General features: G+C 32.5%; 21 protein-coding genes, 1 pseudogene and 1 riboswitch. Of the genes and pseudogenes, 10 read left to right on the top strand and 12 right to left on the bottom strand.

Going from position 1 to position 20,791, the window contains the following annotated elements; all coding sequences use genetic code 11:
- Positions 1-140 precede the first annotated feature (140 nt).
- Positions 141-689 carry a nitroreductase gene (locus tag NRK67_01260; protein ID UUV17491.1) on the top strand — a complete coding sequence of 183 codons (549 nt, stop codon included), beginning with the start codon at positions 141-143 and terminating at the stop codon, positions 687-689.
- Positions 690-1,036: 347 nt separating this feature from the next.
- Here the strand turns inward: NRK67_01260 and NRK67_01255 are convergent, their stop codons facing one another.
- The 9 genes and pseudogenes from NRK67_01255 to NRK67_01215 all read right to left on the bottom strand — a co-directional run bounded on the left by NRK67_01255 (position 1,037) and on the right by NRK67_01215 (position 6,568).
- Positions 1,037-1,588 carry a molybdenum cofactor guanylyltransferase gene (locus tag NRK67_01255; GenBank protein UUV17490.1) on the bottom strand — a complete coding sequence of 184 codons (552 nt, stop codon included), beginning with the start codon at positions 1,586-1,588 and terminating at the stop codon, positions 1,037-1,039.
- An 83-nt stretch (positions 1,589-1,671) separates the two neighbouring features.
- Positions 1,672-2,337, bottom strand: a complete 666-nt coding sequence (locus NRK67_01250) for a 4Fe-4S binding protein (GenBank protein UUV17489.1) — start codon at positions 2,335-2,337, stop codon at positions 1,672-1,674.
- 28 nt (positions 2,338-2,365) lie between these two features.
- Positions 2,366-3,751, bottom strand: coding sequence for a sodium:proton antiporter (locus NRK67_01245; GenBank protein UUV17488.1), 1,386 nt, complete (start codon positions 3,749-3,751; stop codon positions 2,366-2,368).
- A gap of 62 nt (positions 3,752-3,813) precedes the next feature.
- Positions 3,814-4,254, bottom strand: coding sequence for a MarR family transcriptional regulator (locus tag NRK67_01240; protein ID UUV17487.1), 441 nt, complete (start codon positions 4,252-4,254; stop codon positions 3,814-3,816).
- Positions 4,255-4,339: 85 nt separating this feature from the next.
- Complete coding sequence (locus tag NRK67_01235) at positions 4,340-4,717, bottom strand: VOC family protein (protein UUV17486.1); 378 nt, start codon at positions 4,715-4,717, stop codon at positions 4,340-4,342.
- 67 nt (positions 4,718-4,784) lie between these two features.
- Positions 4,785-5,105, bottom strand: a complete 321-nt coding sequence (locus NRK67_01230) for a (2Fe-2S)-binding protein (GenBank protein UUV17748.1) — start codon at positions 5,103-5,105, stop codon at positions 4,785-4,787.
- A 15-nt stretch (positions 5,106-5,120) separates the two neighbouring features.
- A pseudogene (locus NRK67_01225) lies at positions 5,121-5,348 on the bottom strand (cupin domain-containing protein).
- 53 nt (positions 5,349-5,401) lie between these two features.
- The gene (locus NRK67_01220) at positions 5,402-5,716 is read right to left on the bottom strand and encodes a cupin domain-containing protein (GenBank protein UUV17485.1); all 315 of its coding nucleotides are present in this window, start codon (positions 5,714-5,716) and stop codon (positions 5,402-5,404) included.
- 36 nt (positions 5,717-5,752) lie between these two features.
- The gene (locus NRK67_01215) at positions 5,753-6,568 is read right to left on the bottom strand and encodes an AraC family transcriptional regulator (protein UUV17484.1); all 816 of its coding nucleotides are present in this window, start codon (positions 6,566-6,568) and stop codon (positions 5,753-5,755) included.
- A 336-nt stretch (positions 6,569-6,904) separates the two neighbouring features.
- On the opposite strand from NRK67_01215, the gene msrB reads away from it, so the two are divergent.
- Entirely contained in the window at positions 6,905-7,918 is a 1,014-nt protein-coding gene (msrB, locus tag NRK67_01210) for a peptide-methionine (R)-S-oxide reductase MsrB (GenBank protein ID UUV17483.1), read from the top strand.
- A gap of 20 nt (positions 7,919-7,938) precedes the next feature.
- Here the strand turns inward: msrB and NRK67_01205 are convergent, their stop codons facing one another.
- Positions 7,939-8,229, bottom strand: a complete 291-nt coding sequence (locus NRK67_01205) for a hypothetical protein (protein ID UUV17482.1) — start codon at positions 8,227-8,229, stop codon at positions 7,939-7,941.
- Between the two features lie 192 nt (positions 8,230-8,421).
- Here NRK67_01205 and NRK67_01200 point away from each other — a divergent pair, with 192 nt between their 5' ends.
- The 8 genes from NRK67_01200 to NRK67_01165 all read left to right on the top strand — a co-directional run bounded on the left by NRK67_01200 (position 8,422) and on the right by NRK67_01165 (position 17,452).
- The gene (locus tag NRK67_01200) at positions 8,422-9,384 is read left to right on the top strand and encodes an IS30 family transposase (GenBank protein UUV17481.1); all 963 of its coding nucleotides are present in this window, start codon (positions 8,422-8,424) and stop codon (positions 9,382-9,384) included.
- Between the two features lie 197 nt (positions 9,385-9,581).
- Entirely contained in the window at positions 9,582-10,604 is a 1,023-nt protein-coding gene (gene selD / locus NRK67_01195) for a selenide, water dikinase SelD (GenBank protein UUV17480.1), read from the top strand.
- 22 nt (positions 10,605-10,626) lie between these two features.
- The gene (gene selA, locus NRK67_01190) at positions 10,627-12,030 is read left to right on the top strand and encodes an L-seryl-tRNA(Sec) selenium transferase (protein ID UUV17479.1); all 1,404 of its coding nucleotides are present in this window, start codon (positions 10,627-10,629) and stop codon (positions 12,028-12,030) included.
- Complete coding sequence (gene selB, locus NRK67_01185; GenBank protein ID UUV17478.1) at positions 12,027-13,925, top strand: selenocysteine-specific translation elongation factor; 1,899 nt, start codon at positions 12,027-12,029, stop codon at positions 13,923-13,925. The genes selA and selB overlap by 4 nt, the downstream gene beginning before the upstream one ends.
- 52 nt (positions 13,926-13,977) lie before the next feature.
- Positions 13,978-14,571 (top strand): sulfurtransferase-like selenium metabolism protein YedF, encoded by a 594-nt coding sequence (gene yedF / locus NRK67_01180; GenBank protein UUV17477.1) that lies wholly within the window; start codon positions 13,978-13,980, stop codon positions 14,569-14,571.
- A gap of 84 nt (positions 14,572-14,655) precedes the next feature.
- Entirely contained in the window at positions 14,656-14,928 is a 273-nt protein-coding gene (locus tag NRK67_01175; GenBank protein UUV17476.1) for a DUF3343 domain-containing protein, read from the top strand.
- 13 nt (positions 14,929-14,941) lie between these two features.
- Positions 14,942-15,039: riboswitch (purine riboswitch) on the top strand.
- Positions 15,040-15,174: 135 nt separating this feature from the next.
- Positions 15,175-16,458, top strand: a complete 1,284-nt coding sequence (locus tag NRK67_01170; protein ID UUV17475.1) for an NCS2 family permease — start codon at positions 15,175-15,177, stop codon at positions 16,456-16,458.
- Positions 16,459-16,816: 358 nt separating this feature from the next.
- Entirely contained in the window at positions 16,817-17,452 is a 636-nt protein-coding gene (locus NRK67_01165) for an HAD-IA family hydrolase (protein UUV17474.1), read from the top strand.
- 82 nt (positions 17,453-17,534) lie between these two features.
- On the opposite strand, the gene NRK67_01160 is transcribed toward NRK67_01165, so the two are convergent.
- The gene (locus NRK67_01160; GenBank protein UUV17473.1) at positions 17,535-19,136 is read right to left on the bottom strand and encodes a hypothetical protein; all 1,602 of its coding nucleotides are present in this window, start codon (positions 19,134-19,136) and stop codon (positions 17,535-17,537) included.
- Complete coding sequence (locus tag NRK67_01155) at positions 19,133-20,716, bottom strand: AAA family ATPase (protein UUV17472.1); 1,584 nt, start codon at positions 20,714-20,716, stop codon at positions 19,133-19,135. Before NRK67_01155 ends, NRK67_01160 begins: the two co-directional genes overlap by 4 nt.
- Positions 20,717-20,791: the final 75 nt, after the last annotated feature.

Genomic DNA, 20,791 nt, shown 5'->3' with positions numbered 1-20,791 from the left:
TGTCCGACCTATGGCTTGGCCTTATAAGTTACTTTGAGGTAACTTAATTACTCTATTGTGCCTACTTGTCAAAATTATATCATAGGTATATGATAATTGTAACGAACAACATTATAGTTTGAAAAATTTGGAGGATAATTATGAATAAGGTGATCGAAAATATTAAGAGTAGAAGAACAACACGTAAATTCACAGACACACCTGTAGAGAGAGAAAAATTGGAGATTATTATCGAAGCTGGTATGTGGGCTCCTAGTGGTAACAACAAGCAATCGTGGCATTTTACAGTTGTTCAAGATGAACAATTGTTGAAGCGTTTAAACATGGCTTCCAAAGAAAATGCATCAAAAAGTGAGGATGAATATATTCGTAACGCGGCAAAGAATATGCCAGATGTTTTTTATGGTGCTAAAACCGTTATTGTCGTATCGGCGTCAGAAGATGCCCATACTCCAATTGAGGATATTTCTGCTGCAACACAAAATATGCTATTAGCTGCAGAAAGTATGGGGGTAGGTACATGTTGGAATGGTATGAGGTTTTTATTTAATTTTATGCCTGAGCACGATGTTATTAAAGACCTTCAACTTCCAGAAGGTGTTAAACCATTTCATGCAGTGGTCGTAGGTTATAAGGGAATTGAGGGAAAGGCGCCTAAGCGTAAAGAGGGTGTTGTTCAATTCTTGTAAAGTCATACGGATGAAAATGGAAACCTTAGTATATTTATTACAATGAAAGACGGATATACAGCACTTATATCTCAAAACAAAAATTATATTATAATTTTATAAGAGATTACCCTGTAGTGGAGAGCCTTATAAATCTTTGTAAGTTGGATTTATGTAAAATAAAAGCTGCTGTTTTATAGTATAATCCCTCTTAAGTAGATACAATAAAAACATCTACGATTTAATAGCTTAAAAATGTTTGCTTAGGAGGGGATTTTGTCTGAAAAATGTAATAAATATACTAAAGAAGTTAAAAAATATTTTTTGAAAAATCTGACTATATTTTATATCTACCTAATAATAAAAAACTAAATAGTCAATGCCCTGTATTCTTCCGGAGTATTTATATTTACAAATAACTTATCGTCATCTATCTCTACAAATTTAACCCTGGCTTTTTTTAAAGGGATCATTATCTTGAGGTCATCGTTGTCTATAGCATCTTTTATATATTTGAGAACACTTATATTATAAAGAGCACAGAGAGGCTGGGGACGATTTTTGTAGATTGGGATTACAGCATCATAATTATCTAAGTCGTTGTAGAAATTTAAAATCTTTTCCTGACTTAAAAATGGCATATCACAAGCCACAATAAAACAGCTGTCATTAATAGATGAAAGAGCTGTGTAGATCCCTCCTAATGGCCCCTTGTCTTTTACAAGGTCTTCAAATGTCTCAATTTGATATTCTTTATATAGTTTTTTTTCATTGGATATGATTACTGTCTTATGGAAATCATTGAATTCATTCAAAACTCTTTGTAGAAAATACTCATTTTTAAATTTTAAAAAAGATTTAGTAAATCCACCCATACGGGAGTTTTTCCCCCCTGCAAGAAGGGCAATATTTTTTTTCATAATCAGGTACTCCTAAAATTATAGATTTTATACCTTCTATAATATCATATGGAGTTTTAAAGAGATACCCTTAATAAAGATAATTACCTTTCTTTGATGGCATCTACAGGACAGACTGTAACACAGTCTCCGCATATATCGCACTTTTTGCTGTTTATAGTATAATCTTTGTTGATCTTTTCGACGGCTTTAAAGGAGCATCTTTTAAAACACTTTCCACATCTTATACAGTTATTCTTAATTTCCAGACCAAAGACCTTATCACAAAAATCGTTAAAGGAAAAATTTGTCCGCAATAATTTATGATCACGGAACTTAGTCTCAAAATCAAAATCGAAAACCTCTCCCTTACCTCTATATAAAACAAAAATTCTCATTGCAGGGTACTTTTCCACATCTTTTATTCCCACATCAAAAAGCTCTTTATTTATAGATTTTTTTTTAATTTCTTCTAAAGAAACTTCCTTAATATCACCTGTTACTCTAATAGTATATCCAGGTTCAAACTCCGGCAACCCATCTTCTCCATGAGTTACTTCTGTAGACCCGTATAAACCGCATACAGATATTTTTTTTATCTTCTTTAATTGCTTATAAAAAGGTTTTGGAAACATTGTTCTGAAATATAAACCATCCTCATCGTGAGCAAAAAAATGTGCTATTCTTGTTTCTGGATATCCTTCATTGATTGTAGCAAATGTCAATGATCCGATTGCATCAAATTTTTCATAAATTTCTTTGATATTCATTTTATCCTCCTATTTTAATTTATATATTTTATATGAGAAGTACTCCCATTATTAAAAATCCTGCCATTGAAGCTCCCCCTGAAATAAGGGCATAGGGTATCTGAGTTTTTACATGGTTCATCACAGGGACTTCTGAGATCATGGAAGCTAAGATTGTAGAGTCCGATATGGGGGAACAATGATCTCCGAAAACAGCACTGGATACGACAGCTCCTATTGTCAGGTGGATATCGACTCCTAATTTTGCAGCCATGGGGATAGCGATGGGGATAAGAATTGCAGCTGTTCCACCGCTGGTCCCAGTAGCAAAAGATATAATGGATCCCATGAGAAAGATCACTGCCGGTAAAAGCACGGGATTCATATCTGTACTCATTTCGGCTATATAGGAGCCTAAATTTAATTTTTCCATTAGACTACTTAAGGCAAAGGCTAAAACCAGTATAATTGTGATTTGAAGGAAATTGGCCATTCCTTCTATACACCAATCTATATATATTTTGGGTTTTACTATTCCCTGAAAAACATAGTAGATACCGGTTAAGATCAAGGTTATTATTATCCCATTAAATATTGCTTCGGCTCCGTCCCCGGAAGATATATTACCTTTTCCGGTGATATACAAAATTCCAAAAATACTGGCGATTAAAAGAAATGTAGGTAAGATCATGTTTCGTGCCCTTGGTTTTTTAAAATGATCATGTTTTTTTGAAACGGTCTCTATAGTTGTTAAATCATCAGCTGTGAAACTGCTCATAACCTTAAGGTCTTTTCCTGTAATAATTGTGATTCCAACCAGGATTATTGCAAAGATACTATAAAGCTGAAAGGGCATTGATTTTAACACATAAACAAAGGGATCTCCTGTAATAGTCCCGGCAGAAATTTGAGATCCTATCATGGTCATAAGAAACGCCCCTGCGGCATTTATAGGGAAAAGCCAGGCTACAGAAGCAGATGTAGAGTCTGTGATATAGGCCAGTTTTTCCCGGGGGATACCGTATTTATCAAAGAAAGGTTTAGCAGATATACTGGATATAACTGTAGAACTGGTTGCTTCTATGAAGATGAGCAGTCCGATTATATAGGCTATGAGTTCAGCTCCCCTTCTGGATTTTACTACTTTTTTTTCCTCTGCTAAAAATATGAGAAGACCTCTTATTCCTCCGGAAGCTTCTATTGTGTGTACAAATGATCCGATCATTAGGCAGAACAATATTGATCTGACAGCCCAGCCGTTTAGGAAAACACCTGCTATACTATTCAATCCTATAAAAATACTTTCTCCGTGATAACTTAGGATCAAGCCGGAAGAAATAATACCGGATAGTAGGGCAGTAAAAACATCTTTTGTGATAAAAGCTAATGTAATAGCGATAATTATAGGCAGGAGTGAAATCCATCCATAATCCATAAATTCAACCTCCAAGTACTTGGATATCCAAGTATATTTTTAAAAAAATAGAATTAGTATCACTAATTCTGATTTTCTTGTTTAAAATTATTATATATTTTGATTAAAATATTTCTAAAAATTTCTTTTTCTTCCTCTTTTAGTCCTTTAAATTGAACGTTGTATAATTTTTCAGAAATTTGATTAAAACCTTCCTCTAACTCCTTCCCCTTAGGTGTAAGAAATACGAAATTTGATCGCTGATCGTTTTCGTTTTTCTTTGTGGCTGTAAAGCCAATTTTATTCAACTTTTTTACCAAGGTAGTAACGGTTGAACGGTCTTTGTTGATTTTTTCTGCAATTTCAGTCATGGTCAGTTCCCTATGTTTTATCAGTGTGACTATAATGTCACCGTGGGAAGGGACAATTCCTATTATTCCTAATTTTTCTAATTCAGAAATAATAAACATGCTGGAAATCTCTCTGATTTTACTTATTAAATTAATCGTATTATCATATCTCATAAATCTATTTTACTTGGATATCCAAGTAATGTAAAGAAAAAAATTAAAATATATCATCTTATAATAAAACTATTAATTTAAATTTTTACCCTCTAAATTCTATTAATTCTCCATCAGGACCGATAAAGACTACTCTACGCCATCCTTCTTCTCTTGCCTCTCTTGCTTCAACAGGGTGAGGTTCGGTATCTACAGGAACACCGGCATTTATCAGACGGGTATAGTCTTCGTCAAAATTATCACTTTCAAGACAGAAATGAAACCCTTGATTTGTTGAATCGGTGTTTAGGTGCACCATCTCTAAAATAGTATCCCCTAGTTTAAGATAAACTATTTTTTCTACTGCAGGCACAGGTGCATCGTGTTCAAAATATTTTTTAAATCCAAAATTTTCTTCATAAAAATGTATAGATTTGGCTCTATCCTTAATGGTAAATGCGATATGGTCGATTCGTTTAAACATAGGTTGTTCCTCCTAATAATATTTAATATATATTTTATTTTATCTTTTATACAAGAGCAAAGCTCTATTACTTCTTTGTGTCAATTATGTTTTGCAATAGAGCTTTGCATTTTCTGCATCCACTACCTGCCCCTGTTGCTTTCTCAACTTTTTCAATTGTATCTGCTCCACCTTTAACTGTGTTAACTACTGCTTCTATAGAAACCCCTTTGCATCCACAGGCTACTGCTAATATTTTTTTTACTTCTTCAATGCATCCGCCGCAACCTGTCCCTGCTCCTGTGATTTCTTGTATCTTCTCTACAGTACGAGCGCCGCCGACCATCGCTCTCCTGATATCACCAAAACTCACTTGTTTACAGTGACAAATAATTTTATCTACAGGGATAAGAATAGCTACCACATATAAATCTTTATCACTTCTCATAGAATGCATTGTCCCGGCAGGAACAACAAATGTATCTCCTACATTTAATTCTACTTCCCCATCTTCTAAAATCCCAAAACCGGAACCTTTTATACAATAAAATATTTCATCTTGATCTGCATGTTCATGCATAGGAACCTTTGTATCCAAATGGATCTCATATACCTTTGTCTCAATAGATTCTTTAATTAAATTTAAATTCATGTCTTTACTCCTTTTGTTCTTTTTTTATTATATTCAATGTTATTTAACTCCTGTCAAATTTGCCGCTCATCTACGACGGGAATAAGAAAAGCTGTAACATAGAGATCTCCATCACTTCTAAGGGAGTGCATTATTCCGGCAGGGGCAATAAAAGGTTTGCCTACCGTTAACTCCACTTCTCCGTTCTCTAGTACGCCAAAACCAGAACCTTTTATGCAGTAAAAGATTTCGTCCAGATCTTCATGTTTGTGCAGTGGAACCACTGCTTTGGAAGAGATGTGATATACATTTTCCTCGATAGATTCGGCAATACTATTTAATTCTATATTTTTGCTATTTAACCAGCTGTTTTTGTCATGTCTTACCATATTTCTAAATTCACTGGGGCTGGTTTTTGTATTCTTTTAAAAAAACCTAGTCATGTTTGATGGTTCTGTAAACCCTATTGTATAAGCAATCTCATTGATGCTTTTTTGTTCGAAACTGAGTTTAAGTCTTATTTTTAATATTAATTGCTGAATAATATACTGTTTAGCCGACATATCAATAGCTTTTCTTGTCATTAAATTAACCGTTTTTTTTGAGACATGCATCATATCGGCATACTCTTTCACAGTTTTGATATTATTGATATTTTTTTCAACTAATTCAGTGAACTGTACAAATGTCTCATTTTTTTTATATCTGGATCTGCTTTCTCCTAAACCACTGTTGGACAGTATTTGTGTAAAGGTGTTAAAAGCTGAAGCAATTACCTTGTTATCTATAAATTCATAAGCATTTTTATACATATCATTTATTACATTTAAAAGTGTTATTAATGTTTCTGTGTATAAATCCAGGTAATCAATATGCGGATTTAAATAACTCAGTTTAAATAAATCCTTTACCTCAGAAGTTTGACTGCTTAAAAATTCACATAAAAACCCCTCTGTAAACATGATTAAGTATCCCTCTAAGTTTTCGAATTTACTATATCTATGAACACGATCTCTGGATACTATTAAAAGATCACCTGCTTTAATGGTGTATTCTAAGAAATCAATTTCATGGGATCCCCTGCCTTTAGTGATAAATATTAAATTGTAAAAAGAGGTACGGTATGGTGTTTTAATAAAAGATTCATCCACAGATTCAAAATAACTCTTCAATGATGTGATCTCAAAACCTTTGATTTGACCCTTCTTATTAATAAACTCAATCTGCTCTATATTACTCATAATACCTCCCATAAACCTATATAATTTTAAAATATACTGAATACAAGTAACTATAATTAGTATAAATCCAATTTCAAGATTTTACAATGTTATACCTAGACCAAAAACATTCATAATGAAACCTTTAATTATTTTGGCAGGATATGGATAATTTCCTTTTTTTAGGAGTATTGACTGTTCTCTCTACATTTAGTAACTGTTCTAGTAACTTTTTTTGTTTTTTATCAGATTATTTTAAAGGTTTTATTTACCTTTTTCGGTATTTAGTATATTAGATATTAAATAAGTTATTTTAGTTACTTTAAGTCGATAAAACCTATTGAAGGAGAGATGGTTATGAAAAAACTGATAACACTATTAATTACTTTAATGAGCTTCGCCCTGTATGGAGCCCAGTATGAAAAAGCTGTCTTTGCAGGGGGATGTTTTTGGTGTATGGAATACCCTTTTGAAAAGATGGAAGGGGTTAAATCTGTAATGTCTGGATACACAGGGGGAACTACCAGCAACCCAACCTATGAGAACTATGGTTCAGGAGGGCATATTGAAGTTGTAGAGATTATCTATAATCCATATGAGATCACTTATGGGGAGCTTTTAAAGATCTATTGGAAGCAGGTAGATCCAACAGATTCAGGGGGACAATTTACAGACAGGGGGCATGGATATACTACAGCAATCTTTTATTTTAACGATAACCAAAGAAAGGAGGCTGAGTTGTCCAAAAAAACCCTGGAAAAAAGAGGGGTGTATAAAGGTAAAATAGTGACTCCTATCCTGCCTGCTGTTGCTTTTTATAGAGCTGAAGAGTATCATCAGGATTATTATAAGAAAAGTTCATTGAAGTACAAATATTATAGGAGAAGATCTGGAAGGGATAAATTTTTAGATGAAATTTGGGGAAAAGACAGAAAAGACTGGGGGAGGTATGAGTTGAAGAAAAAATTAACGGATTTAGAGTTTAAGGTAACACAGGAAGAGTTTACAGAACCACCATTTAACAATAAATATTGGGATAATAAAAAAGATGGGATCTATGTAGATCTTATCTCTGGGGAAGCGCTTTTTAGTTCTATAGATAAATACAAGTCTGGAACAGGGTGGCCTAGTTTTACCAAACCACTGGTTCCAGAAAATATTGTAGAAAAAGAGGATACTAAACTTTTTCAAAAAAGAACAGAGATTAGGAGTAAGGCCGGAGATGCTCATTTGGGGCATCTGTTTAATGATGGTCCTGAGCCTACTGGTCTGAGATATTGCCTGAATTCAGCATCCCTAAAGTTTATCCCTGTAGAAGATTTAGAAAAAGAAGGGTATGGGGAATTTAAGAAGTTGTTTGAAGGTAAGTAGGATTAAAATAAATCGTAATATTATTTAGGGATATGTGGTGTGAATGGTGGAGTTACCTGATTAACTGCTGAAGTAGAAATAATAGACATTCCTATGGGAGTTGTATTTATATCAGGTTCTATGGAAGGATCTGGAGTTTTATTGTCTATATCTTCAGCAGTTTCAACTTTCATACCAAAGGCAGTCATAAAAGAATTTGAAAGGTTATCTGGTGAGATAGCAGTTGGAGTAGTAATGCTTTCTTTCTCTTGACCATTTACCAAAATACTCATTAAAATAATAAAAGTAATAATTAAAATTTGTTTTTTCATAATAATTACCTCCTCTTATAAACTCAAAATATGAAACTTATTGCCGATACACTAAAAAAATTAATAGAACCTTCTTTTTTTCTCCCTTTCTCTTTTTTTACAACTTGAATTGTATAATTAAATGCAACAAAAAAAATTCATAAATATTTCCTTGGTATAATGTAAGTGCGACCAAACATTAAAGGAGTATTTATGAATCATAAACATTTTACCATTGAAGAAAGAGAAAGTATATTTAAATTTTTAGCGCAAAAAAAATCAATTAGTTTTATTGCAGCTAAATTAAAGAAAAATAGAGTTAGTATTTATAGAGAAATTAATAGAAATTCAGTTGATGGTGAGTACACTCCTAATAAAGCCCAGTTTTTATACAAAAAAAGAAAACAACTTTGTGGAAGAAAGCACAAATTAAGAGATTCGATCCTTTTGGTAGATATTCAAGAAAAGTTAGAATCAGGTTGGAGTCCAGAACAAATATCAGGAAGAGCTAAATTAGACAACCAATATTCTATTTCATTTAAAACAATTTATAGAGCAATATATCTTGATTTTCTTACGGAGAGTACTAAATACCTTTTAACTAGAAAAGGCAAACAAAAGCCTAGAGGATTGAAAGAAACAAGGGGTAAAATCCCTAATAAAAAGATGATAGAAGAAAGGTCTGAAGAAGCGAATGATAGAAGTGAGATTGGTCATTTTGAAAGCGATACTATCGTTGGCGCAGGAAAAAAAGGTGCTATGATGACTTATGTTGATAGGAAATCAAGATATCTTGTAGCGGAGCTAATGATTAATAGAAAATCAGATACTTTTAATGAGGCAACAATAGAGAATTTTAAATATATACCTAAAGAATACATAAAAACATTTACATCGGATAACGGGAAAGAATTCTCTAAATTTAAAGAATTAGAGGAAGCATTAGGTATTAAAGCTTATTTTGCTAACCCTTATCACTCATGGGAGAGAGGAACAAATGAGAATACAAACGGTTTATTAAGGAGAACTTTCCCTAAAGGGACTATTTTTAGTAAGATAAAGAGATGTGAATTTTATAAAGCGGTAAACAAAATTAATAATAGACCAAGGAAGTGTTTAAATTGGAAAACCCCAAAAGAAGTATTTTGGGGTGAAATTGAAAAGTGTTGCATTTAATTTGACAACGTAAGCAAAATAATAATAGAATTTTATCTCTATGGAAATTATTTTATGCCAATGTGTTTTTATTAATTATTTTGGCAGGATATAGATAATTTCCTTTTTTTTTTTGGATATTGACAGCTTCTACCACTCTTACATTGAATAAACATGGGAAAAATGTTAAAATGAAAAAAAATATGGGAGGTAATAAGATGAACAAATTTGAAAAATTTTGCAGTGGTGGAGGCTGAACTTCTAAAATAGGACCGGGTGTTCTATCTGAAGTATTGGCTCATATTCCAAAAGTATACGACGAAAATCTGCTTATCGGGTTCGATAGTGCTGATGACGCTGCAGTATATAAGGTGAGTAAGGATATGGCCTTGATTCAAACGTTAGACTTTTTTACTCCCATAGTTGAAGATCCATATACATATGGAAAGATAGCGGCAGCTAACTCTCTCAGTGATGTATATGCAATGGGTGGGGATGTTCTTACAGCATTGAATATAGTATGTTTTCCAGAAAAATTAGATCCTAATATATTGGGGGAAATTTTACGTGGTGGAGCTGAAAAAGTAATGGAATCAGGTGGTATTTTAAGTGGGGGACATTCTGTTAATGATGAAAATCCAAAATATGGATTATCTGTAACAGGAGTAGTTCATCCTGATAAGGTAATAGCCAATAATACATGTAAGGCAGGAGATAAATTAATTCTGACAAAACCCCTTGGGATAGGTATAGTGACTACAGCTCATAATGTGGGAGAAGCCAACGAACGTTCTTATAAGGAAGCAATAAAACTTATGGAAACACTGAACAAATATTCAGCTGAAAAGATGAAGAAATATGAAGTAAATGGATGTACAGATGTAACTGGATTTGGATTTTTAGGACATCTATCTGAGATGTTAAATGACGAAATCAGTATAGTGGTAGACAGTAAAAAAGTACCTTATATTGAGGAAGCTTATGAATATGCAGAAGAATTCTTGATTACCTCTGCCGGACAAAAAAATAGAAAACATCTGGGAGATAAAGTAGTCTTAGAGGGAGTTCCATTTCCTATGGAGGAGATATTGTTTGATCCGCAAACTTCAGGAGGATTACTCATAAGTGTAGCAGGTGAAGATGCAGATAAATTTTTAGCTGACTTGGAGGAACTGGATATAAAATCTAGTCTTATAGGAGAAGTCGTGAAAAAAAGTACGTTTAGAATGAAAGTTATATAGGGAATAAAGGGGGATTTAAAAAGTGAAAAGATTGTTATCTAATCTACCTAAGGTAGATGAATTTTTAATAAGTAAAAAGTTAGAAGCATATAAAGACAGTGTTCCATATAATATTTTAATAAAATCTATTAGGGAAGGAATTTCATTCTACAGGGAAGAGATTTTAAATCAAAGATTTACTGATATGGAAATAGCTAAGGAAGATCTAAAATTGGAGATTACCAATAAGATAATAAAATTAATTGAATCAAAGAACCAATTAAACCTTAAAAGGGTAATAAATGCCACAGGAACAATCATTCATACTAACTTAGGAAGATCTAAGTTGATAGAGAGTAGTGTAAAAAACATAGTAAATATAGCTAGTAACTATAATAATTTGGAATATGATATATCTACCGGTAAGAGGGGAAGCAGATATTCTCATATTGAAAAATTAATCTGTGATATAACAGGAGCAGAAGGTGCTATAGTAGTAAATAACAATGCAGCAGCTGTATTATTAGCCTTAGATACATTGACTAAAGATAGTGAAGTAATAGTATCTAGAGGGGAATTAGTAGAGATAGGTGGATCATTTAGAATACCTGCTATAATGGAATATAGTGGTTCTAAGCTGATAGAGGTAGGAACAACTAATAGAACTCATAAGAAGGATTATTTAGAGGCTATAACACCTGAAACGAAAGCACTTCTAAAAGTACACACTTCTAACTATAAGATAATGGGATTTACGAAGGAAGTAAAAAATGAAGAGTTATCTAAGATGGCCAGAGATAAAAAATTAATCTCCATTGAAGATTTAGGCAGTGGAGTATTGATCGACTTCGCTAAATATGGATATAAGAAGGAACCTACAGTTCAGGAGAGTTTAAAATCTGGTATAGATGTAGTTACATTTAGTGGGGACAAACTTTTAGGAGGACCTCAGGCTGGAATCATAGTTGGAAAAAGACAATATATTGAAAAGATGAAAAGAAACAATCTTTTACGTACTTTAAGAGTCAGTAAGTTGACTATAGCTGCCTTGGAAGTTACTTTAAGGGAGTATTTAGATGAAGCGGAAGCTGTAAAGAATATTCCAACCCTTAGAATGATATTAGAGGGGAAGGATGAGGTTGAGAAAAGAGCTCATATTTTATATGAAAAGTTAAAAACTTTAGAAACTTTAGAAGCGGATCTGGTTGAAACTAATGCAATGATCGGAGGAGGTTCTATGCCTACGGAACTTATGGATAGTTTCGGGGTAGCGATATCTTATAAAGGACATAGTATTGTCAAATTAGAAAGAACTCTTAGAAATAATCCACTATCTATAGTTGGTAGAATTCAAGGGGGAAAACTAGTTTTTGACTGCAAAACTTTGAATGAAAATGATATGGATAGTATTTATGAAATTTTAAGTAAAGGGATTGATAAAATATGAGTATAGTAATTGGAACGGCAGGACATATAGACCATGGTAAAACTACGTTGATAAAAAACCTTACAGGGGTAGATACCGACAGATTACCTGAGGAGAAAAAAAGGGGGATCTCTATAGATCTAGGATTTAGTTACCTCAATCTAAAGGGAGAAAAAGTAGGAATAATAGATGTTCCGGGACATGAGAAGTTTGTAAAAAATATGATGGCAGGAGCTACAGGAATAGATATAGTTATGTTAGTAGTAGCTGCTGATGACGGGATAATGCCTCAGACTCGTGAGCATTTTGATATAGTTAGACTTTTAGGGATCCATCACGGAGTTGTAGTTATCACTAAGTGTGATAAGGCAAGTAAAGAAAGGGTATTAGAAGTAAGAAATGAAATAGAAGAAGAATTAGGAGGGAGTTTTTTAAGTGGAGCTCCTATGATTGAAACCTCTATAGATAACCCGGATTCTTACCAAGAGGTAAGGGACTCATTGAGTGATTTAGTAAAAACTATCAAAGATGAAGAGCAGGAAAAAATAGTTTTTAGAATGTCGGTAGACAGATCATTTAGTGTAAAGGGATTTGGAACAGTTATTACAGGAACATCTCAGGGAAAAGATCTGAAAGTAGGAGATTCACTGCAGATATATCCAGGTGACAGGGTAGCTAAGGTCAGAGGGATCCAAAATCATGGTATAGGTGTAGACACTCTCAGTGCAGGGAATAGATGTGCTATAAACCTTGCAGGGATAGATAAGGAAGATATAAAGAGGGGAAGTGTAGTAGCTACTCCTAACTCTCTTTCTGTAACTAGACTTATGGATGTAGAGATAAATTACCTGTCTTCTAACACCAAAGTTCTAAAGAACAACCAAAGGGTTAGATTTCATCATGGAACCAAGGAGATCATCTGCCGTATAAAATTGCTGGATCAGCAGGAATTAAAAGCCGGGGACAGCGGTTATGCACAATTGATCTTAGAGAAGGAATTGGTTGGATTTACTGGAGACTTAGGGATACTTCGTAATTATTCCCCTATGTTTACCATTGGAGGAGTAACGATTCTAAATCCGTTGGCTACAAAGGCTAAGAGATTTGATGAAAAATTAATCCAAACATTAAAGGGTGGAAAGAGCGATAACAGTGTTAAACTATCCAGTGTAATTGAGGAATTAAGTTCTAAATATCCATCTTTTGAAGATATCAAATTAAATTTTGGAAGTGCTGAAGATATAACTGAATCTTTGAAAAAGTTGGTTAAGAATAAGGAAGTTTTAGAGTTAACAGCTTTAAGCGAAACTATATATATGCATAAAAATTTCTTAGAAGGTAAAAAAGGGGAACTTTTAGCAATCCTAGAGGATTTCCACAGTAAAAACCCACTGTTAATAGGAGAAAATACTTCTACTATTAGAAATAAGATTTTTTCTAAAAAATTTAAGAATAAAAATTATTTAGAAGTTTTATCAAAATTAGAGGATGATAAAGTTATTAAGGTAAATTCTAGTTTAGTTTCCCTCTTTGATTTTGAGATAAAACTAAGTAAAAATCAGGAAAAAATTAAAGAGACAATCTTGAAAACTTATAAAAATAATGGTTACAAACCTCCTAAATATGAGGAACTATCAAAATTAGCCGGGGATCCTAAAGAATTAAAGAGGGTTTTCGATATGATGGTATTGTTAGGAAAATTAAAGTTTATAGAAAAGGATGTTTTCCTATTGGAATCAGATTATAATAATCTAATGATGGTAATAAATCAGTTGGGAGAAGGTGGCAAGGAAATAGCGCTTCCTGATGTTAAAGCTAAGATAGAAACCAGTAGGAAATATTTAGTTGCCTATTTAGAACATTTAGATAAGGTAGGAGTAACTAAGAGGGTAGATAACTCAAGAGTATTAGTGTAAGTTAAACAAAAAGTATTATTAGTTTCGCTGTAAGCGATAAGGGGGATTAATTTTGATAAAAATAGATGCTATGGGACTGGCTTGTCCATTACCTGTAATTCAAACTAAAAAAGCGTTAAGAAATATAGAGGAAAACGGTAGTGTAGAAACTATGGTGGACAATGAATCTTCTATGGAAAATCTACTAAAAATGGCTAAAGAGATGGGATTGGAATCCAGCCACGAAAAAATAGAGGATCACAAGTACAGAGTAGTAATCACTAAGGGTGAAGGTGGAGTAGTAGCTGATTCAAATGATGCGGCATCAAATGAAAAGATGGTTATAGCTGTCTCTTCAGATAAGATGGGAGAAGGGATCGATGAATTAGGAGATGTATTGATGAAGGGATTTATCTATACATTGACTGAGATGGACCTTATGCCTGCTACGGTTTTATTCTATAATGGAGGCGCTAAACTGACAGTAGAGGATGCTCCTACACTGGAAGATTTAAAAACTTTAGAGGAGATGGGAGTAGAGATATTAACTTGTGGAACATGTCTGAACTACTATAATTTAGGAGATAAATTAGCAGTAGGAGAGGTAACTAATATGTACACTATTATGGAAAGACTGCAGGGTGCAGATAAATTAATAAGACCATAGAATTCGACCCTCTTTCTTTTTATATTTTCTCCCTACCAGGGAGAAAATATAAAAAGTTTGAAAGGGTAAAAAAGAGAGGATAAAATGAAAAAAACAGAAGAATTTAACCTTATCTCCTTTGAGTCCACTCATATGGCGATAAAGAGTGAAAAATTATTGAAAGAAGTAAATTTAGATATAAGAATAATTCCTGTACCTAGGGAGATAACGTCTAGTTGTGGTCTATCACTACGTATAAATCCTACGGATTACAAAAGGTCTAGAGAGATTTTGGACGAAAATAAGATAGAATTTTCAGGATGTTATATAGTAAAAAAAACAGGATTGAAAAAAGAAATTCTTGACATCACCAATTAAGTTATTGTAATATTAGTTATAAAATATTTGAACCCATATATTCTCATAATTTGGTTGAGAGTTTCTACGAGTCACCGTAAATGGCTTACTATGGGGTTAATTAATTGTAATTTCTTCCATGGTTTTGTTAAAGCTTTCAGAAGTTTTTCTAACTATTATGATTGGATTATAAATAATGAACCCCTTGTGTATAGCATGGGGTTTTTGTATTTTTAACAATTATATTATTAAAAAAGGGAGAAACATATGAAATTTTTTCAATTGGAAAAGCATGGAACAAACGTAAAACAGGAAGTAGTAGCTGGAACAACTACGTTTTTAACGATGGCTTACATTATATTTGTAAATCCTGGGATATTAGGTGAAACTGGGATGGATAAGGGAGCATTGATTACTGTTACTTGTTTGGCGGCTTTTATAGGAACTATGATAACTGCTCTTTGGGTTAACGCACCACTAGCTATGGCACCTGGGATGGGATTAAATGCATTCTTTACTTATACCTTGGTATTTGGAATGGGAGCCACTTGGAATGTAGCTTTGGGAGTAGTATTTATATCAGGAATCGCATTTTTATTACTTACAATGACTGGATTTAGAGAAAAAATAATAGATGCTATACCTATTCAGCTTAGATTAGCTGTAGGAGCGGGAATTGGATTATTTATTGCATTTATTGGAATGCAAAACTTAGGATTGATTGTAGCTAACCCGGCAACACTAGTAGGATTAGGACCTCTAAGACCTACTGTAATCTTAGGATTGATAGGACTTGTAATTATGGGTGGATTAGAAATAAAACAGGTAAAGGGTGGAATCTTAATAGGAATAGTTATAACAACTGTCTTAGGGATGGTTTTAGGGTATGTAGAGTTACCAAGCGGAATAATGTCTACTCCTCCAAGTATAGCACCAATAGCCTTTAAATTAGATATATTAGGAGCGTTAAAAGTTACTATGATAGGACCTATATTTTCATTTATGTTTGTAGACTTATTTGATTCAGTGGGAACTATTGTAGCTTGTGCAAATGAAGCTGAGATGATAGATGAAAAAGGAAAGATTGAAAATGTAAGTAAGATATTAGAAGCTGATGCAGCAGCTACTGTAATAGGATCATTATTGGGAACGAGTACTACTACTACATTTGTAGAATCTGCTTCAGGGATTGCCCAAGGTGGAAGAACAGGACTTACATCTGCTACAACAGCAGTATTATTTTTCTTAGCTATGTTTTTCACTCCGGTAATAGGAGTAGTTCCGGCATTTGCTACAGCACCAGCACTAATCATTGTAGGAGTGTACATGTTTAAAAATCTTATAGATATTGACCTGCACAAGATAGAGGTAGCTATACCAGCATTTTTAACAATAATTTTAATGCCACTAACATATAGTATCAGTACAGGTATTACCTTTGGATTTATTTCATATGCAGTTATAGAGATTTTATCAGGAAAGGTAAAAACAGTAAGACCTACTATGTGGGTAATTGTTGCACTATCTACAGTAGAATTATTATCTAAATAAATTTAATAGATGGCAGTTTTAAAGGGAGAGTCCTTTAAAACTGCCTTTTTTATTACCTAGAAAAGTATAGCTGCAAAGGTGTCACTAAAATACTATCAGCGAGCAGCATTATCAATACTTCTACTCGATAAAGGGGATCACCAAAGTATCTAGAAATTTGCGATGTAAATTAAGAACTTTGGGCTAGTAGTATACTTAGTAAACAGAGAATTTTGTGATAAAATTTATCGATAAATTAAAGGTTATAATTTTTTTATTATGACTGATTGGATACAGCATCATGTTGCTTTTTTATTCTAAAAAAAAACGTTTTTTATGTGGTATAATTATGTTAGGGAATAGAGAAGGGGGAATGATTATGAAAAAAACTATGTTTGTATTCGATTTTGACGGAACCATAGCAGACTCTTTACATATGGGAATAGATCTATACAACAACCATATAGCTAAAAAACTAAAATGTAAGAAGATAGAAAAAGATGAAATAGAAGATTTAAAGGGAAAACATATCTATAAATTATTAAAAGATCATGATATTACTCTGATTAAATTTCCGATTCTTCTGTACAAATTAAAAAAATTGATGTCCCAGAAAATGGAGGAGATTCCTCTTATAGATGGAATGAAGGAAGCCTTGATATCACTCAATAAAATGGGATATAAAATAGGAGTACTGACTTCTAACAACAAAAAAAATGTGGATGCTTTTTTGAACCACTATGAGTTAAGGAATTTATTTGAATTTATCTATTCTGAAAAAAATGTATTTGGAAAGGATAAAGCTATAAATAAGATGATGAATATAGAAAAATTAGACAGAATCATATATGTAGGAGATGAAACGCGGGATATAGAGGCATGTAAAAAAGTAGAAGTGCCTATTATCTCTGTAGGATGGGGATTTAATACATCTGCTAACTTAAAAAAGCATGATCCGGATTACTTTATAGAAGAGCCAAAGGAACTTCTTGAGATAGCTAAGACTTTGGTGTAGAATAAAAAAAGATGACTTTTGTTGAATACACAAGTCATCTTTTTTTATCTATTGATTTTTATTATTCCTAAAAGAGTTAACTTTATTTATTGAATTTTTTTTCTCTTCGGTGAATGGTATTGAATTTTTCTACCCACCTGCGACCGGTTAACTCTATCTTATAATTAACTATTTTATCACTATAAGAATCATTTTCCATACGATGGCTGATAGCCAGTGTATAGATTTTAAAATTTAAAGTATCTCTTTTTGTATTTAAATATACTAAAAAAGGATTATCTATTTTAGAGAGACCATCTGTAATCATTAAAATATCAGCCAAAGAATAATTATTTTTTTCAATTAAACCTATAGCTTTTTTCAATGGAGAAGTATAGTCTGTCCCGCCTGAAAACCCTTGTTGTAAAAATTTTATTAAAACAGAAAAATTAGTTTTTTTAGTGATCTCCATCTCTATTAATTCATCGGTACTGCTAAATATTATAAGGTAGAGTTTTCTTTTCTCCTTCTTGCATATGTTATATAGCTTGATGATGACTCCCTTACTGATTTCCTCTGGGATACCCTCCATACTGCTGGAAGTATCGACACAGGCTATAATAGGACCCTTCTCATCCTTTAAATTTAACTTTCCAACTCTTTCATCTTTGTCATTTTCTCCAGAGAGTTGATATTGAATTAGTTTTTTTTCCAATAATTTAGAATAAAAGAGATTTTTTAGGTTTTTATTTTTTAAATTAACTAATTCAGAGGGCAAAATTCTCGAAAGATCATATCCCTGGTTGATACCTAAGAGTTCTTTAGGAGAATCATTTTTATTTTCAAGATATATGGGGTTGTCTTTATTTATTCCGTGATATTTTGTTATGTGGTTATGATTTGAACTTCTTCCTAATTGATCGATTAAAGCAGTCAGTTCTGGTTTGTTTTTTAGAGACTGACTTATTTCCAGAAATTTATTTAGATCTCTTTGAGACAACTTTCCCTTTCCTAAATCCCATCCTAATCCAGGGATTAGATTGGGATCATTGAAAAGCTCTTTTGCAATTTTTAGCTGGTGAAAGTAATCATAAAAATAATCTTCCATTGTTTTTTGAAGTTTTGCCCAATGTGCCTTATATTTCTCTATCTCTTTTAGAGTAAGGTCCAATTTAGAACGACTCTCTATATTATCTGTAGAATTTTTATAAGATTGAAGAATACTTTTTAATAGGTCAAGTTCATTTTCACTGAGTTTTTTTTGAGATTTTATTAGATCGCTCTCCTGGTGTTTATAGAGATTTTTTTTTCTTTTTAACTGTCTGAGTTTAGTCTGGAGTTTGTCTATTCCAAATTTTTTAATTGGGATATTTTTCATAGCAAGATTTTCAGCATCTTTTTTTATGTCTTTTAAAGGAATTATCCCATTCCAATTTTCTCTCAATTTCAAGAAAAAATCTCCTACAACTTTAGAAGTAAGAGCAGAATTATTTTGGGTGAATTCCTTAAATGGCAGGAGTATTTCCATACTATCCTCCAAAGAAGAAGAAGTTATTACTTTTTTGTATGTTCTCTCCTCATAGTATAAAAACTCCCAAATATTTTTAGCAATTTTTTCCCTTATCTCTTTTGTTTCTGGATAATTTATCCAAATCAACTCCATAAATAAAAAATCTTTTAAGACTTTGGTAGTGAATATATTCATAGATTATCCCCTAGTAGAGCAATGATTTTGTTGAAGAGGATAGAATATTTTTCTACCAAATTTTGGGTGACGTTTATAAATTTATCTAGTTTTTTTAATAGTTCAGTTTTTTCAGAGCAGCAGATCCAAATATTATCTTCATTTTGAAGGAGTGCCAATTTTGTTTTACTTAGGTTTTTCAGATAATTCTGAAGAGATGTTAATTCTGTTTCTAAATTAGATTTTATATTTTTAAAATCAACTAAGTTATCGACCTTTACTGTATCTTTTTTTTCTAAAAATTCCTCAAAATCATCGATAATAACAGGTGGAAGATCTCCATTAACGGAAAGGGGACTCCATCCTTCTAAAGTTCTTTCAGAGGAAGAAGTAACCTTAGTTGATGAAGATTCATAGTACCAGATCTTCTTTTCGTCTTTTAACTTATACCCGGTTTCTATAAATCCTAAGTTCCATTCACTCTGAGAAAATGAAGCAGTGATGTATTCCCTATGCCCCTTAAAAAATAAGAAGTTACCTTTGGAATCCTGCAGGTGGATCTCTCCATTGGTAGCAGTGACTTTATTTTTATCTATATCATAGTAGAGAAGTTCATTATTGCTGCTTCTTTCTTGAATTTTAAATTTTTCATCGAAGATCTCTTCCCACCTTTTATAGATTTTATTGGAAAGATTGATTCTTTCAGAATCTATACCTAGTATTTCCCCCTCTAAAATATCTACTATGGAAGAAAAATTTTCAAAATTATTCCAAAGAGTATGCTTTAAAAGGAGAAGATCGATAACCTCTACCTTGTCTTTTCCCGAAGTATAGGCTGCTGTTTTTAATAATTTACCTAATTTCATTAATTTTCTATCTGAAATATTTTCTGGAAAGAGAGAATCTGTCGGAAGGAGTTCAATCTTATTTTTAATTTTTAAAATTTTAGGTAGGATCTCAGGAGAAAAAACTATATTATTACTTTTTTTTGTGATTTCCTCAAACTCCATAGTCGAAAACTTTAATTTTTTATCTATTCCTTCATAGACAGAGTGATTTAAGAAAAGTAAACTAGGGTCTTTTACATAGTCTATCTGAACCTTAGTTAAAAACCTGTCATAGAGGGCATAGAGTTCCGATTCTTTGGTAGGAAGCTCATTAGAGGCTCCTATGATGCTTCTTGTGCTTGCTTTTTCTCTAATAGAGCCATTATGGTAGACCCCTTCATTGATAATCGTCAGAAGAGAATTTAGGATGGAAGAATTAGCTTTAAAGATTTCGTCCAAAAATCCTATTTTAGATGTAGGAAGATATCCTATGGTATTTCTCTTGAATATATCATTTTCTAATTCCTTTAAAGAGATAGGGCCAAATATTTCTTCCGGAGTGGTAAATTTAGTCAATAAATATTCAAAATATTCATTTTCTGAGAATATATCTGAAATTCTTCTGGCAACTTCTGATTTAGCGGTTCCAGGAGGACCTATAATAACCATATTCTCTCCTGTCATTAGAGTTAACAGGCAAGTTTTGATAACTTCTTCCCTCTCAATTAACCCTTTATTTAATTCATTTAGTAAGTTTTTTATTTTGTTTTTCATGTCGCACCTCTATTCTTTACTTTGTTTGTAAAGTATTGTACTACAAACGACTCTGTTTGTAAACTTTATAAAGAT

The sequence above is a fragment of the Fusobacteria bacterium ZRK30 genome (assembly GCA_024628785.1).
In the GTDB taxonomy this organism is placed as follows: Bacteria; Fusobacteriota; Fusobacteriia; order Fusobacteriales; family Fusobacteriaceae; genus Psychrilyobacter.
Note: the sequence above shows the minus strand (reverse complement) of the source record. Positions and strands in the feature narration are given on the sequence as shown.

Coding starts and splice junctions, on each gene's coding strand:
- NRK67_01260 (UUV17491.1), top strand. CDS start 141: ATGAATAAGGTGATCGAAAATATTAAGAGTAGAAGAACAACACGTAAA.
- NRK67_01255 (UUV17490.1), bottom strand. CDS start 1,588: ATGAAAAAAAATATTGCCCTTCTTGCAGGGGGGAAAAACTCCCGTATG.
- NRK67_01250 (UUV17489.1), bottom strand. CDS start 2,337: ATGAATATCAAAGAAATTTATGAAAAATTTGATGCAATCGGATCATTG.
- NRK67_01245 (UUV17488.1), bottom strand. CDS start 3,751: ATGGATTATGGATGGATTTCACTCCTGCCTATAATTATCGCTATTACA.
- NRK67_01240 (UUV17487.1), bottom strand. CDS start 4,254: ATGAGATATGATAATACGATTAATTTAATAAGTAAAATCAGAGAGATT.
- NRK67_01235 (UUV17486.1), bottom strand. CDS start 4,717: ATGTTTAAACGAATCGACCATATCGCATTTACCATTAAGGATAGAGCC.
- NRK67_01220 (UUV17485.1), bottom strand. CDS start 5,716: ATGGTAAGACATGACAAAAACAGCTGGTTAAATAGCAAAAATATAGAA.
- NRK67_01215 (UUV17484.1), bottom strand. CDS start 6,568: ATGAGTAATATAGAGCAGATTGAGTTTATTAATAAGAAGGGTCAAATC.
- msrB (UUV17483.1), top strand. CDS start 6,905: ATGAAAAAACTGATAACACTATTAATTACTTTAATGAGCTTCGCCCTG.
- NRK67_01205 (UUV17482.1), bottom strand. CDS start 8,229: ATGAAAAAACAAATTTTAATTATTACTTTTATTATTTTAATGAGTATT.
- NRK67_01200 (UUV17481.1), top strand. CDS start 8,422: ATGAATCATAAACATTTTACCATTGAAGAAAGAGAAAGTATATTTAAA.
- selB (UUV17478.1), top strand. CDS start 12,027: ATGAGTATAGTAATTGGAACGGCAGGACATATAGACCATGGTAAAACT.
- NRK67_01175 (UUV17476.1), top strand. CDS start 14,656: ATGAAAAAAACAGAAGAATTTAACCTTATCTCCTTTGAGTCCACTCAT.
- NRK67_01170 (UUV17475.1), top strand. CDS start 15,175: ATGAAATTTTTTCAATTGGAAAAGCATGGAACAAACGTAAAACAGGAA.
- NRK67_01165 (UUV17474.1), top strand. CDS start 16,817: ATGAAAAAAACTATGTTTGTATTCGATTTTGACGGAACCATAGCAGAC.
- NRK67_01160 (UUV17473.1), bottom strand. CDS start 19,136: ATGAATATATTCACTACCAAAGTCTTAAAAGATTTTTTATTTATGGAG.
- NRK67_01155 (UUV17472.1), bottom strand. CDS start 20,716: ATGAAAAACAAAATAAAAAACTTACTAAATGAATTAAATAAAGGGTTA.